The organism is Halomonas sp. PAMB 3232 (genome assembly GCF_031954225.1).
In the GTDB taxonomy this organism is placed as follows: domain Bacteria; phylum Pseudomonadota; class Gammaproteobacteria; order Pseudomonadales; family Halomonadaceae; genus Vreelandella.
Genome location: NZ_CP134865.1, coordinates 720302 through 734425 on the forward strand (window position 1 = coordinate 720302; position 14124 = coordinate 734425).

Below are 14124 nucleotides of genomic sequence, written 5' to 3' on the forward strand. Positions count from 1 at the left end.
TGAAAAGCTTAAGCTAAAAAGGAGGCGGGTATGGATGCCAACGCGTGGCTAGCCCTGGCCGCGCTGCCCAACATGGGTGCGCACCGGCTCAAGACGCTTTATGATCAGGCGCCCGACTGGCCCCAGGGGTGGCTCGCCGCACTCCCGGCGCCGGCGGCAAGCGCACTCAGGCTCTGGCTCGACCATCCGAATAAAAGCCCGCTTCAGGCGCAGATCGACGCCAGCCGCGGCTGGTGCGAGGCCGGCCCCCACCGCCACGTGCTGTATCCAGGCCACCCGCGCTGGCCTGCGCTTCTCGACGAGCTGCCGGACCCGCCGCCGGTGCTGTGGGCTCTGGGGGATCTCGACGCGCTGATTGGGCCGCGCCTGGCCATGGTGGGTACGCGCAAGCCGACCGCAGAGGGTGGGCGCAACGCTCGGGAGTTTGCCCGGGCGCTTGCCGGTCGCGGCTGGTGCGTGGTTAGCGGCATGGCGCTGGGTGTGGACGGCCTGGCCCAGCAGGCCGCCCTCGATGAAGGCGGCGCCACGGTGGCGGTGCTGGGCTCGGGGGTGGATGTCATCTACCCGGCGAGTCACCGCGCGCTGTATCGAAAGCTCACCCAAACGCCGCGGGCACTGGTGCTCTCCGAACACCCGCCGGGCACCCGGGCGCGGCCGGCATACTTTCCGCGGCGTAATCGCATCGTCACCGGGCTTTCGCTTGGCACGCTGGTCATCGAGGCCACGGAAAAAAGCGGCAGCCTCGTGAGCGCGCGCCTTGCCGTGGAGCAGGGCCGTGAGCTGTTCGCCCTGCCGGGCTCGCTTTATAACGTGCAGGCCGCCGGGTGCCTGTCGCTTCTGAAAAGCGGCGCTATTCTCACCCGCCACGTCGACGATATCCTCGAGGAGCTCGGCCACTGGGCCGGCGCGTACCTGCCAGCGGCCGGGCAGGCCCTTGCGGAACCCATCACATCCGCCCCGGTCCAGATGAGTGACCCGCTTACGCTCGATACGCCGGATACGCTGCTCGCCGCGCTCTCCTCGACTCCCACGCCGATCGATTTGTTGGTGCAGTACACCGACCAGAGCGTAGGCGAGTGCCAGCAAAGGCTTCTCATGCTCGAACTCGAGGGCCGCGTGGCTCAGCAAGCGGGCGGCTGGGTGCGCCTGGGGTAGCGTTGATCAAGCCGGGGTAACCCTCGAGCGTGGTAAGATGGCAATTCGATCCGTGGCAGCGCCGCGCATTCACAGGAGGCCGTGATGACTTCGATGGACAATCTTCAACGCGTGGTCCAGACCCTGCGCCAGGGCGGCGTAATCGCCTGCCCGACCGAGGCGGTATGGGGGCTGAGCTGCGACCCGGACAACGATGAGGCGCTGGCGCACCTGATGCGCCTGAAAGAGCGCGACCCGGCCAAGGGCGTGATTCTGGTCGCCGCCAGCATCCAGCAGTTCGGCCCCTGGCTCGAGTCGCTGCCGCTGGCCCTGCACGCGCCGCTCGCCGCGAGCTGGCCCGGCCCGCACACCTGGCTTGTGCCGGATAACGGGCGCAGCCACGGCCTCGTGCGCGGCGCCCATCAGAGCGTGGCGCTACGGGTGACCGACCACCCCGGTATGAGGGCTCTTTGCGAGGCCTTCGGCGGGCCGCTGGTGTCGACCTCCGCCAACCGCGCCGCCGAGCCGCCGGCCATGAGCGCTGATGAGGTACGCGCCATTTTCGGCGACGAGCTCGATGCCATGCTCGATGGCGAACTCGGTGGCCAGACCCGGCCCAGCACCATTCGCGATCTGGTGACCAACGAGGTGCTGCGCGCCTGACATGAGCCACTTCCTACACGACGCCATGGTGGCCAGGCTCGGCGCGGCGCGAGCCGACGAAAACCCCGGGCCGTTCCCGGAAAATGGCCTCGTGCGCCGTATTCACGGCGACTTTACGCCGATGATGTGCGGCGGCATCAGCGCGCTGCTGTTACAAATGCTGCATCCGCTGGCGCTCGCCGGCGTGTGGGATCACTCCAACTTTCGCCACGACATGGTCGGGCGCCTGCGGCGCACCAGCGACTTCATCGCCACCACCAGCTTCGCCGATTTCGCCCAGGCGGAAGAGGCGATCGCTCGGGTACGCCGGGTCCACGCGAAGGTACGCGGTCACGCCGCCGACGGGCGTGCCTACGCCGCCGCCGACCCGGACCTGCTCACCTGGGTACACGTCGCGGAGATGAGCCGCTTCATGGCCGCGCACCTGGTGTACCGAAACCCGTCGCTCGGCGCGGCGGAGCAGGACCGCTACTTTTTCGAAACCGCCTGCATCGCCGAGGCGCTCGGCGCCCGCCAGGTGCCGGATAGCCGCGAAGCGGTGGCGGCGTATTTAGAGGCCAAGCGAGGCGAGCTGGTGTTTGATGAGCGCACCCGCGACGTGGTGCGGGTTCTTTTGAGCGCGCCGCCGCGCCACCTGATTCTGGGCCCGGCAGGCGCCTTGTTCATGCGCGCCGGTATCGATCTTCTGCCCGAGTGGGGCGCCCGAATGCTGTCGCTCGACATGCCCCGGGTGCAGCGCCGGCTGGTGCGCGCCGGCATCAAAAGCGCGATGCCGATGATCAGTCGCGCGGTGCGAAGCGGCGCCTACCGCCGCGCGCTGGTGCGCTTTCAGCGCCGTGACTGAGCGCCGCCCCTTCACCGCTTCTGCTTTACCCCTTACCATTGACGTCTACCCTGCACGGCTTTGGAGACACTGTGGCCCACGAGCATCTGGACGACGTTAAAACCTACCTGATGAACCTGCAGGACCGGCTCTGCGAGGCGCTGGCCGACACGGACGGGCGCGGCACCTTCAGAGAAGAGAGCTGGCAGCGTGAAGCTGGCGGCGGGGGGCGCTCACGGGTGATCGAAAACGGCGCGCTGTTCGAAAAGGGCGGCGTCAACTACTCCCACGTTTTCGGCGAGACGTTGCCGCCCTCGGCCACCGCCTCGCGCCCGGAGCTTGCCGGGCGCAGTTTTCACGCCGTGGGCGTCTCCTGGGTACTGCATCCGGAGAATCCGCACGTGCCCACCAGTCATGGCAACGTGCGCTTTTTCATCGCCGAAAAGGAGGGCGAGGCGCCAGTGTGGTGGTTTGGCGGCGGGATCGACCTGACGCCGTACTACCCGGTTTTCGAGGACGTCGTGCACTGGCATCGGGTGGCCCAAACGGCCTGCGCGCCTTTCGGTGAGGGCGTCTACCCGCGCTACAAGGCGTGGTGTGACGAGTATTTTTACCTCAAGCATCGCGACGAGACCCGCGGCGTGGGCGGGCTATTTTTCGATGATTTGAACGAGCCGGATTTCGAGACGGCCTTCGCCTTTCAGCGCGCCGTGGGCGACAGCTTCCTGGAAGCTTACCTGCCGATCGCCCGTCGCCGGCGCGACACGCCCTGGGGCGAGCAGGAGCGCGAGTTCCAGCTCTACCGGCGCGGACGCTACGTCGAGTTCAACCTGGTATGGGACCGCGGCACGCTGTTTGGTCTGCAAAGCGGCGGGCGCACCGAGTCCATTCTGATGTCGATGCCGCCGCTGGCGCGCTGGGAGTACGGCTACACGCCGGGCCCGGGAAGCCCGGAGGCGCACCTGGACGACTACCTGACGCCCCGCGACTGGCTGGCCGAAGCCGAAAAGGCGGGAGTGAGCGCATGAGCAGCCGTTACTGCGTGCTGGGCAACCCGGTCAAGCACTCCAAATCGCCGATGATTCACCAGGCCTTCGCTGCGCAGACCGGCAAACCGCTGGCGTACACTGCCGAGCTCGCCCCGCTTGATGGCTTCGAGGCGGCCTGGCGTGCGTTTTGCGAAAGCGGCGGGCGCGGCGCCAACGTCACCGTGCCCTTCAAGCAGCAGGCGTTCGCACTTTGCGATACGCAAAGCCTGCGCGCCCGACGCGCCGGCGCGGTTAATACGCTCAGCCTCGGCCAGAACGGGCGTGTTTTTGGTGATAATACCGACGGCATCGGCCTGCTGCGGGATTTGAAGGCCTGTGAGGTGCCCCTGGCGGGCAAACGCGTGCTGATTCTGGGGGCCGGCGGCGCGGTGCGCGGCGTGCTCGAGCCGCTGCTGAATGAAGCCCCGCGCAAGCTTGTCATCGCCAACCGTACCGGCGCCAGGGCCGAGGCGCTGGCCGCGGACTTTCGCGATCTTGGCACTGTATCTGGCGGCGGTTATGAGGCGCTCTCCGGGTGCTTCGATCTGGTCATCAACGGCACCAGCGCAAGCCTTGCCGGCGAACTGCCCCCGCTGCCCGAAACGCTGTTCGAACCCGATGCGGTCGCCTATGACATGATGTACGCCGCCGCCCCCACGGTCTTTTTACAGTGGGCACAAATGCGCGGGGCGCGCACCATCGACGGGCTCGGCATGTTGGTCGAGCAGGCCGCAGAGGCGTTTTTTATCTGGCAGAACGTGCGCCCGGAAACAGCACCGGTGCAGGCGCTTTTAAGAAAAACGCTGATTGAAGGGTGAGCGCCTGCCCGGTCAGGCGCGTAGGACGCGCCTGACCGGCGAAGGGATTCAAGGAAGGTACTTGAAGAAAGTCCTGCGCGCTCAGGGGCGCGGGCAGTTCGGCGTGCGCCCCTGGCTTCTGGCCTGCTCGTAGAGCGACACGGCCTGGCCCATGGTGGCCTGCAGCCCTTCGATACGCTGGCCCTGGCTTGGGTGGGTCGAAAGCCACACGGGCGGCGCGCCGCCGCTGGACGCCGCCTGCATGTTCTCCCACAGCGTCACGCCTTCCCGCGGGTCGAAACCGGCCTGGGCCATCAGGTTCTGACCGATGGTGTCCGCCTCGCTTTCGTGAGTCCGCGAAAACGGCAGCGCGATGCCGTACTGCGCGCCCATGCCCAGCACGCCCATGAGTTGCTGGCCGCCAGCGGACTGGCCCGCGGCGCTGGAGATCACCGACAGCCCCAGCGAGGTCGCGCTTTCGGTCGAGGCGCGCTCGTTGGCGTGGTTGGCCAGCACGTGGCCGATTTCGTGGCCCACGACCGAGGCGAGCTGGTCCTGGCTGGTAGCGATATCGAGCATGCCGGTGTTCACCCCCATGTAGCCGCCGGGTAGGGCGAAGGCGTTGGGCTGCTCGGACTCGAACACGCGCACCTGCCAGTCCATGCTCCGCTGGCGCTCCGGCAGCACGTCGACGATGGCATTGGTGATGCACTGCACGTAGCGCAGGCTCGCCTGATCACCCATCGGCACGTCCTGCTGATACTGGGAAAACGCCTGCTGGCCCATCTGATTCAGCTCGGCATCCGATAACAGCAATAGCTGCGAGCGGCCAGTGGGCGAGGTGCTACAGGCGGCGAGCGAAGCGCACAGCGCGGTAACGGCGAAAGGGCGAAGCCAGCGCATAAAAATTCCTTGTCGGCAAAAGCCATATGAAGGTGAATGATCCGTTTCAAAACGACCCGTTTCGAGTAGTTTTATCATAACGCAGCGATCGGGCAAATGCGGGCGGCGAATTCGCCAGACTGCACGCTTAGGGCCGCGCCGCCAACGCTGGCGTGCGTGAGCTAGCGTATTTGAGAGAGCTGACCGTCGGGGCCGACGTTGAAGCGCAGCGTCGGTGTCAGTACCCCGGCGGGCAGCGTCACGCCCAGCCCACTCAGGCTTCCCGGCGTGATCGCAAGCTCGCTTCCCTGGGGCAGCGAGCCGCGGGCAGCCAGTTCACGGGCCATGTCGATCATCGGGCGCAGGCGCTGCGGGTCGCTGGCGAGCACGTCGAGCGACAGCGGCAGGCGAAGGTTCGGCCCCGCGCCCGGCGTCAGCGACACGGTTTCACCGTAGCGCCCGGTGACCGGGTCCGCCCCGGGCATATCGAGGGCCCAGTTGAAGCCCGCCATGTTCACCGCCGGCATGCCGCGCGGCAGATCCAACCCGAGTGCGAGGGTGGCCTGAATCGGCAGGCTTCCTGAGCGCACGCTCGAGGCCAGCATGGCGGGAAGGCTTGCGGTATCGAGCCCGCGGTTCAAATCGAACGAACCGACCCGCACGTTCTCGACGGTGGCCGAGGTCACCGACAGGCGAAAAGCGTTGAAGGCGGTTTGCGGCATGGCTATGCAACTGGCGAGCAGGGTGGTAAAACCGAAAAATATTAACAAGCGCCAGCGGTGTATGAGATAGAGCATTGACGTCTCCTTGTAAATGACAAATGAGTTAGGGACAGCCGATAGAAACTTCAATACTTGGATTTTAAGCAATTGCTACGTCAATAGGTAAGCTTTTTTTACATGAAGCATAGAGAGTTGTTAACGATTCCTCACTTTTGAAAACAGTATCTACAATAAAGCGGCACATAATAATTTTTAAACTAGATGCGCCGCTACTATATGAGTCTGTTTTTATTGTTATTAAACTAAGCGGCTTCTCTAGCTGTAGAAATAGCTCGCTCTACTGCATCAATTAACTTTGAGGCTGGGGTTAATATATTTTCAAGTTCTCTGAAGGTTATATTAGAACCGGAGCTATGAGCGACATCGTGCCTGTTTGAAATAGCATTACTGTATAAGGTGACTTCTCTGTCATCTAAGTTGCTGTTTAAGTGGTTTTTAGCACTACTACCAAAATTCCCCACAAAGTTGGCAATTTCTGTTTTGCCTACACTGCGTAAAACTTTTTTTCCTGTAGCTACTGCAAAAGCTTTTAGCTCTTCATCAGACGCCTCTTCTGCCCTATTCTCAAGTATTAAATATAATTCTTGTTGTATTTCTGCACACATAATAACAAGAATATGTTGAGTTAAATAGGCTTCTATTTCTGTTCCCCATGAATTACTTTCCTCAAGATGAGAACGACAGTTGTCAACGGCAAGACGCGTCCTTAGAAGTCTTGTTGTCATTTTGATCACTCCGATAAAATACTATAGGCCCTCGAAAAGCGAGCATGCAAAGTTGATTCATCACTAGTGCTTATGGAGGCTAGTCGTATAAAATCTTCATCATTAACTAAAGTATTGTATCTTTCATCAATATCGCTAGGTACGCGCTCTAAACGCATGATTCCAACAAATATTGAATCCATTGCTGCATAGTTTATTCTGCCGCGAAGATGGAAGGGTCTATTTGGAAGATGGTCTAATATTATATCACAAGTAGAGTTAAATTTTTCAGTAAGAATGTCTAGCTCACTATCTAGATGGTCACTCGAGAGTCTTTTTTTTGAGGCCATGAATCTGTTCATGAAACCTTTCATGGGTTTAGAGTATGACTCCCAGTCTTCATATAATGCAAGGATTCGAAGGATGAGTTCTACGTCTCTTAGTCGTTTGTCAATCTTATCTTTCGCAATTATGGCTCTCCATTTATGGTTCTCATTAAGTTGTTCAAGTTTATCGAAAACTTTTCCATAATATACACACTTCCTTATTTCCATAGGGTTAAGGTTTATTCCGCCTGTATTGAGTCTTTCAAAAATATGATAAATGCTCGAGTCATCAGCGGGGTCTAGTTGTTGAACAACTGTAGCTCTTAGAACAGTGTCGTCAAGTTGGAAGCGATCAGGTTCATCTAGTTCCAGGTAAGTTTTACCCTCCCATTTTGGAAGAACATTTTTCAATCTAAATATTTTTTCATCAAACTCGTTTCTAAAAAAGCGGATCGCAGATAGTATTCTTTGCTGCCCATCAATTACTGCCAGTTTGTTGGTTGATCTATCCTTATATAAAAATACGCCAGGAACTGGTAAGCCTAACAAAAAAGATTCGATCAGCTTGCTGGCTTTTACTTGATCCCAAACATAGTTTCTTTGAAAGTCTGGAATGGTAAGCTGTCTTTTATTCCATTTATCTTCGTATCCTTTAAGAGTTATATCCGCAGGGTACGATGATATACGATAATTAATAACATCCTGCTCATTCTCTTCAAGCTCTTCGGTTTGATCGAAATCCCATTCTTCTGTCATATTGTATGTCCTGTTTTTTAAGATTTTTGGTTGAGATATAGCTTTTGAGTATTAATTTTAATGAGAATATTAAAACTCTTTTGTGTTTCGGCTTTGGGTATATTCTTATGGTTCTATATATTTCTTCCTGAATGCTAGTGTGTCATGTGTTTAGTCAAAGAGCTTGTTTGCACTTTAATGTGGTTTTTAACAAAGCAGCTTGCTATTTACATTTAAAATACAGCTGGCTCTCATTATAGAAATTACAGGATTATCAGAACAATGCCAATGTCAAAATTTAGATTAAGATAGGCACAAAGAATGTAGGACTATGTAAGAGAGCTCGGCAACCATACTATGCTCAAAAGCGCGAGTATAAAAATAGAATTCACTCTGTCAACTGCTTCAAAAAGTACGAAGATTGAAAACGCCCGCTGAGCATGCTCAGCGGGGCGCTCTATTAGCTTGGACTTACGACTAACGGCGTTTCTGACGTGCCTCTTTCGTGCGCCCCAGCTCGCGCTTTTTTGCCTTTTCCTTGTCGCTGGCGCCGGCCATATTGTCATACGGGTTGTCGCCGGAGCGGAACTCGAAGCGCATCGGTGTGCCGCGCACCTTGAGTACCTTGCGGAAGGTATTGGTCAGGTAGCGCCGGTACGCTTCCGGTAGCGAGCTCGTCTGGTTGCCGTGGACCACGATGATCGGCGGGTTGCTGCCGCCCTGGTGGGCCATGCGCAGCTTGATGCGCCGGCCGTTGATCATGGGCGGCGGGTGCTGGCTGACGGCATCCTGCAAGAGCGTGGTCAGGCGGTTGGTCGACCAGTGGGCGTTGGCGGCGTCGAACGCGCGCTCGATCGAGGGGTAGAGATCGCCCACGGCGGTGCCGTGCAGCGCCGAGATGAAGTGCATCTCGGCGTAGTCGGCAAAGCCCAGCCGGCGCTTGATCTGGCTGCGCATCGTCTCCCGGGCTTCATGCTCGAGCCCGTCCCACTTGTTCACCGCCAGCACCAGCGCCCGGCCGGTGGTCAGCACGTAGTCCAACAGGTGCAAGTCCTGCTCGACCAGCCCGCTTCGCGCATCCAGCACCATGATGGCGACGTGGCACTCCTTGATCGCGTCCAGCGTCTTGATGATCGAGAACTTCTCGGCGATCTCGCTGACGTTCTTGCGCCGCCGCACGCCGGCCGTATCGACCAGCACGTAGGGCTTGCCGCGACGCTCGAAGGGAATCTCGATGGCGTCACGCGTGGTGCCCGCCTCGTCGAATACCACCACGCGCTCCTCGCCGAGCAGCCGGTTGACCAGCGTGGATTTACCCACGTTGGGTCGACCGATGACGCCGATGCGAATGCCCTTGGTGCCGGTGTCGGCGGGAATGTCGGCGTCGCGCTCGGGAAACGGCGCGAGCACGATGTCGATCAACTGCGAGACGTTGCGCCCGTGGGCGGCGGCGATCGGCCAGGGATCACCGATGCCCAAGCCCCAGAAATCGCCCATGGCTGAGTGCTCTTCGAGCCCGTCGGTCTTGTTGACCACCAGCCAGGTCTTTTTCTGATTGACCCGCAGGTGGTTGGCGATCGCCTCGTCGGCGACGTTGAGCCCGGCGCGGCCGTCGACCAGAAACAGCACGATGTCGGCTTCGTCGATGGCGGCCAGCGACTGCTCGGCCATCGCCGCGTCGATACCTTCCTCGTCACCGCTGATACCGCCGGTGTCGATGACGGTGTAGGCCTTGTTGCCCAGCAGGCCGTTGCCGTACTTGCGATCACGGGTGAGGCCGGGAAAGTCGGCCACCAGCGCGTCGCGAGAGCGCGTCAGGCGGTTGAACAGGGTCGATTTGCCCACGTTGGGCCGACCGACCAATGCAATGACGGGTGTCATGGAGCGATTTCCAACGTTTGCAGCCGGCCATTGTTGGCCTGTACATGGAGGGTGCTGCCTTCGCTGACCGGGCGCAGGGTAATACCGGATTTATGCACCCGCGTGCGGCCAACGATCGAACCTTCGCGGGCGTCGATCAGGTGTACGTAGCCTTCGAAATCGCCGACGGCCAGGCGGCCATCGACGAAGGCGGGGGCGGTCAGCTGACGATCTTCGAGCGCCGAGTTGCGCCAGATCTCCTGGCCGCTGTTGGCATCGAGGGCCACGATCTGGCTGTCGTCAGTGACGACGAACAGAGCATTGCCAACCAGCACCGGCGTGTGACGGCTTGAGAGATTGGTTTCCCACAGCACGCCGCCCTGGGTGGCCTCGAGCGCCACGACGCGGCCGTTGTAGCTGGTCACGAACAGGCGGCCGTCCTGGCTGAGTACCGGCTGACCGGCCAGATCGACCAGCCGCTCGACTTCGCTGCGCCCGCGGGGCGTGGCGATCTGCTGATCCCAAAGCGGCTGGCCGCTGCGGTTATCCAGCGTCGTCAAACGGCCGTTGGCAGAGCCGACGAAGGTGACCGGCTCGATCACCATGGGCGTGCCGGTGCCGCGTAGGGTCAGCGCCGGCTGGTTGCTGGTATAGACCCAGCGCTCCTGGCCGGTGGCGCGGTCGAGCGCGGTGACCTGGCCGTCCACGCTCTGCACGATCAGAAGCTGCGGGTTAGCTTGGGGGGCGGCCAGCACTTCGCTGGAAACCCGCGAGCGCCAGTTGATGCTGCCATCGCTTTGATCGATCGAGATCACTTCGCCGTTGCGCGTGCCCAGATAGAGCTGGCCGGCAATGGCGTTCAGGGCGCTGGAAAGCGGCGTGTCGAGCTCGATACGCCACTGGCGGTTGCCGTTGGTCGCATTCAGCGCCATGACCACGCCCTGGGCGTCGGCGGCGAACACGGTATTGCCTTCGCGGGCGGGCGCGATCGGGTAGCGGGCGCGGCCCAGGCCGTCACCGACGTTTTGGTGCCACACGTTCGACACCGTCGTGGTCTCGTTGAAACTGGTCAGCGGGGTCGGCGCGTTGGTGGGTTCACCCTTGCTCGCGCAGCCGGCCAGAAGTGCCAACGCTGCCGCGCCGAGGGCGGTGCGCAGCAGCGTTTTGGAAATCAACGGTTGGGAAAGGCTGATCGTCATTAGGAGGTCGCCTCCTCGGCGCCAAGGTCGTCTAGCTTAAACTGTATGCCGTAAAGTGACTGGCTCTGCCCGTCGGCGGCCAGCGCCTCTTGCCACGCCTTGCGCGCGTTGTCGCGATCGCCAAGGGCGGCGTAGGCATCGCCGCGAACGTCGAGCCGCTGAGCGGCCAGGGCGTCGACGATCGGCTCGTCCAAAAGCTCTAGCGCCTGCTCCGGGTTGCCCTGGGCAATCTCGATACGCGCCAGGCGAAGCCAGGCCAGGCTCTTAACGTAATCGCGCGAGGCACCGTCGGCGGCGCGCTCGAGCGCCTCCCGGGCGCCATCGAGATCGTTCTGACCCACCGCCAGGCGCGCTTCGAGCAGCAAACCGAGCTCGGCGTAGAGCGTGCTGCCGTAGTCGTCGTTGAGCTCATTGACCAGCTGTTTGGCGCTATCGAGCTGCTCGGCGCCTTGCTCTGGCAGGTTGGCGATGGTCAGAAGCTGCTGGTAGCGCACGGACGCCGCCGCTGCCTGGCCTTCCTGGTAGTCTTGCCAGGCGTGCCAGCCGAACACACCGGCCGCGGCGATCACTGCCCCCGCGATCAGCGAGGTGCCGTTCTCTTTCCACCAGCGCTTGATCACATCAAGCTGCTCTTCTTCGCTTCTCAGCTCCGCCACGGGCGGTCTCCTTGTTCGGGCATGGCGGGCCCCGGGACAAGCCTCGGGAACCGCCACAATTGATCGGGTTAGCGGATGATCAGCTCATCAAGCGTTGCAACAAGCGCTGCCTGCGCGACGCTTTGCTGCTCGCGATCGTCGCGCAAGAACTTGAGCGTGACCGCCTGGTTGGCCACTTCGTCTTCACCCAGTAGCAGGGCGATGGCCGCGTCGCTCTTGTCGGCCTTCTTCATGCGGCTTTTGAAGCTGCCGCCGCCGCAGTGTAGCTGCAGCTTCAGCGCGGGAAGCTCGGCTCTGAGCGTTTCGGCCAGCGTCAGCGCGGCGGTGGTGGCGGTGTCGTCCATTGCCATCAGGTAGACTTCGCTTTTGCCGAGCGCCTCATCCGGGACGAGATCGAGGGTGTCGAGCAGCAGAATCAACCGTTCGATGCCCATGGCGAAGCCCACCGCCGGGGTGGGCTTGCCGCCGAGCTGCTCGACCAGGCCGTCGTAGCGCCCGCCGGCGCATACCGTGCCCTGGCTTCCAAGCGCGGTGGTGGTCCACTCGAACACCGTGCGCGAGTAGTAGTCGAGCCCACGAACGAGGCGCGGGTTGACCACGTAGCCGATACCGGCGGCGTCGAGCATGGCTTTCAGCGACTCGAAGTGCTCGATGGAGGCCTCGTCCAGGTGATCCAAAAGCTGCGGCGCGGCATCGAGCATCTCGGCCATGGCCGGATTCTTGGAATCCAGAATGCGCAGCGGATTGCTTTCAAGGCGACGCACGGAGTCCTCGTCGAGAAGCTCGAAATGCTCGTTGAAGTAGGCCACCAGCGTATCGCGATAGGCCGCGCGCGCCTCGAGCGAGCCGAGTGAATTGAGTTCGAGGGTCACGTGCTCGAAAAGCCCCAGCTCCTTCCAGAGCCGGGCCGAGAGCAGAATCACCTCGGCGTCGATGTCCGGGCCTTCGAAGCCGTAGGCTTCCACGCCGACCTGGTGGAACTGGCGGTAGCGGCCCTTCTGCGGGCGCTCGTGGCGAAACATCGGCCCCTGGTACCAGAGCCGCTGGGTCTGGTTGTAGAGCAGGCCATGCTCCATGGCCGCGCGTACGCAGCTTGCGGTGCCCTCCGGGCGCAGCGTCAGGCTATCGCCGTTTCGGTCCTCGAAGGTGTACATCTCTTTTTCGACGATATCGGTCACTTCGCCAATCGAGCGGGCGAAGAGTGCCGTTTGCTCGACGATGGGCATGCGGATTTCATCGAAGGCGTAGCGCTGCATGATCTGGCGCACTTTCGCTTCGAAAAACTGCCAGCGGGGGCTGTCGCTGGGCAGTAGATCGTTCATCCCGCGGATCGCCTGGATCTTTTTGGTACCGGACTTGCTCAATGAAAACTCCTTGTAAGCACGAAAAGCCAGGCTTCCCGTCTTGCGCGACGTTATACGCTCTTGGTGATAACGGCGTCTTGCTGCTGCTGTTTGAGGCGAACCTTTTCGCGGATCAGGGCTTCCAGGTCGTCGACCAGGTGCTCGTTGCGAAGCTTGCTCGCGGGCTTGCCGTCGATGTAGACCAGATTCGCCGGTGAGCCGCCGGTCAGGCCGATATCGGTCTCCTTGGCTTCGCCCGGGCCGTTGACCACGCAGCCGATCACCGAGACGTCGAGCGGCGTCATGACGTCTTCCAAACGCTCTTCGAGCTGGTTCATGGTGTCGATGACGTCGAAGTTCTGGCGCGAGCAGCTCGGGCAGGCGATGAAGTTGATGCCCTTGGCACGCAGCTTCAGGCTCTTGAGCATGTCGAAACCGACCTTGATCTCCTCGACCGGGTCGGCGGCCAGCGACACGCGAATGGTGTCACCGATGCCGTCCATCAACAGCATCCCGAGGCCGATCGAGGACTTCACCGTGCCCGAGCGCAGCCCGCCCGCTTCGGTGATCCCCAGGTGCAGCGGCTGCTCGATGCGCGCGGCGAGATCACGGTAGGCGGCGACCGCCATGAACACGTCCGAGGCCTTGACGCTGACCTTGAATTCCTGGAAGTCGAGCCGGTCGAGGTAGTCGATATGGCGCATGGCGGATTCCACCAGCGCCGCCGGGGTCGGCTCGCCGTACTTCTTCTGCAGATCCTTTTCGAGCGAGCCTGCGTTGACGCCGATGCGAATCGGAATGCCGTGATCGCGGGCGGCGTTGACCACCGCCTTGACGCGGTCCTCGCGGCCAATGTTGCCCGGGTTGATGCGCAGGCAATCAACGCCGAGTTCGGCCACGCGCAGCGCGATCTTGTAGTCGAAGTGGATGTCCGCGACCAGCGGCACGTCAACGCGTTGCTTGATGCGCCCGAACGCCTCGGCGGCGTCCATGTCCGGCACCGAGACGCGCACGATATCGGCACCGGCCTTTTCCAACTGCTGGATCTGGCCGACGGTGGCGTCGACATCCAGCGTGTTGGTGTTGGTCATGCTCTGTACGGCGATGGGGGCATCGCCGCCGACCGCGACCTTGCCGACGTGAATCTGACGGGAAGGGCGGCGCTTGATTGGAGAAGGGGCGTGCATGGGAC

At 61.2% G+C, this 14124-nt stretch carries 14 protein-coding genes; 5 read left to right on the forward strand and 9 right to left on the reverse strand.

Features of this window, described 5'->3' with window-relative positions; all coding sequences use genetic code 11:
• Window positions 1–30 precede the first annotated feature (30 nt).
• The 5 genes from dprA (at window position 31) to aroE (ending at window position 4466) form a co-directional block, all read left to right on the forward strand.
• Window positions 31–1155: a DNA-processing protein DprA gene (dprA, locus tag RN346_RS03360; RefSeq protein WP_311962110.1), complete on the forward strand. Its 1125-nt coding sequence runs from the start codon at window positions 31–33 to the stop codon at window positions 1153–1155.
• Between the two features lie 84 nt (window positions 1156–1239).
• Window positions 1240–1797 carry an L-threonylcarbamoyladenylate synthase gene (locus RN346_RS03365; protein WP_263584982.1) on the forward strand — a complete coding sequence of 186 codons (558 nt, stop codon included), beginning with the start codon at window positions 1240–1242 and terminating at the stop codon, window positions 1795–1797.
• Window position 1798: 1 nt separating this feature from the next.
• Window positions 1799–2641 carry an oxygenase MpaB family protein gene (locus RN346_RS03370; RefSeq protein WP_311962111.1) on the forward strand — a complete coding sequence of 281 codons (843 nt, stop codon included), beginning with the start codon at window positions 1799–1801 and terminating at the stop codon, window positions 2639–2641.
• 71 nt (window positions 2642–2712) lie between these two features.
• Window positions 2713–3648 (forward strand): oxygen-dependent coproporphyrinogen oxidase, encoded by a 936-nt coding sequence (gene hemF, locus RN346_RS03375; RefSeq protein ID WP_311962112.1) that lies wholly within the window; start codon window positions 2713–2715, stop codon window positions 3646–3648.
• Window positions 3645–4466, forward strand: coding sequence for a shikimate dehydrogenase (aroE, locus tag RN346_RS03380; protein ID WP_311962113.1), 822 nt, complete (start codon window positions 3645–3647; stop codon window positions 4464–4466). The genes hemF and aroE overlap by 4 nt, the downstream gene beginning before the upstream one ends.
• An 81-nt stretch (window positions 4467–4547) precedes the next feature.
• Here aroE and RN346_RS03385 read toward each other — a convergent pair whose 3' ends face one another.
• From RN346_RS03385 to ispG, 9 genes are all read right to left on the reverse strand, one after another.
• On the reverse strand, window positions 4548–5348 hold the full coding sequence (locus tag RN346_RS03385) for a M48 family metallopeptidase (protein WP_311960194.1): 801 nt from the start codon (window positions 5346–5348) through the stop codon (window positions 4548–4550).
• Between the two features lie 161 nt (window positions 5349–5509).
• Window positions 5510–6124, reverse strand: coding sequence for a hypothetical protein (locus tag RN346_RS03390; RefSeq protein ID WP_311962114.1), 615 nt, complete (start codon window positions 6122–6124; stop codon window positions 5510–5512).
• Window positions 6125–6351: 227 nt separating this feature from the next.
• Complete coding sequence (locus tag RN346_RS03395) at window positions 6352–6834, reverse strand: HEPN domain-containing protein (protein WP_311962115.1); 483 nt, start codon at window positions 6832–6834, stop codon at window positions 6352–6354.
• 5 nt (window positions 6835–6839) lie between these two features.
• Window positions 6840–7895, reverse strand: a complete 1056-nt coding sequence (locus RN346_RS03400) for a DUF262 domain-containing protein (protein WP_311962116.1) — start codon at window positions 7893–7895, stop codon at window positions 6840–6842.
• Between the two features lie 456 nt (window positions 7896–8351).
• Complete coding sequence (gene der / locus RN346_RS03405; RefSeq protein ID WP_263584976.1) at window positions 8352–9755, reverse strand: ribosome biogenesis GTPase Der; 1404 nt, start codon at window positions 9753–9755, stop codon at window positions 8352–8354.
• Complete coding sequence (gene bamB, locus RN346_RS03410) at window positions 9752–10933, reverse strand: outer membrane protein assembly factor BamB (protein ID WP_311962117.1); 1182 nt, start codon at window positions 10931–10933, stop codon at window positions 9752–9754. Before bamB ends, der begins: the two co-directional genes overlap by 4 nt.
• Entirely contained in the window at window positions 10933–11589 is a 657-nt protein-coding gene (locus RN346_RS03415) for a tetratricopeptide repeat protein (RefSeq protein ID WP_311962118.1), read from the reverse strand. The genes bamB and RN346_RS03415 overlap by 1 nt, the downstream gene beginning before the upstream one ends.
• 68 nt (window positions 11590–11657) lie before the next feature.
• A complete protein-coding gene (gene hisS / locus RN346_RS03420) occupies window positions 11658–12953 on the reverse strand; it encodes a histidine--tRNA ligase (RefSeq protein WP_311962119.1) in 1296 nt (431 codons plus the stop codon).
• Between the two features lie 50 nt (window positions 12954–13003).
• Window positions 13004–14119: a flavodoxin-dependent (E)-4-hydroxy-3-methylbut-2-enyl-diphosphate synthase gene (gene ispG, locus RN346_RS03425; RefSeq protein ID WP_263584972.1), complete on the reverse strand. Its 1116-nt coding sequence runs from the start codon at window positions 14117–14119 to the stop codon at window positions 13004–13006.
• Window positions 14120–14124: the final 5 nt, after the last annotated feature.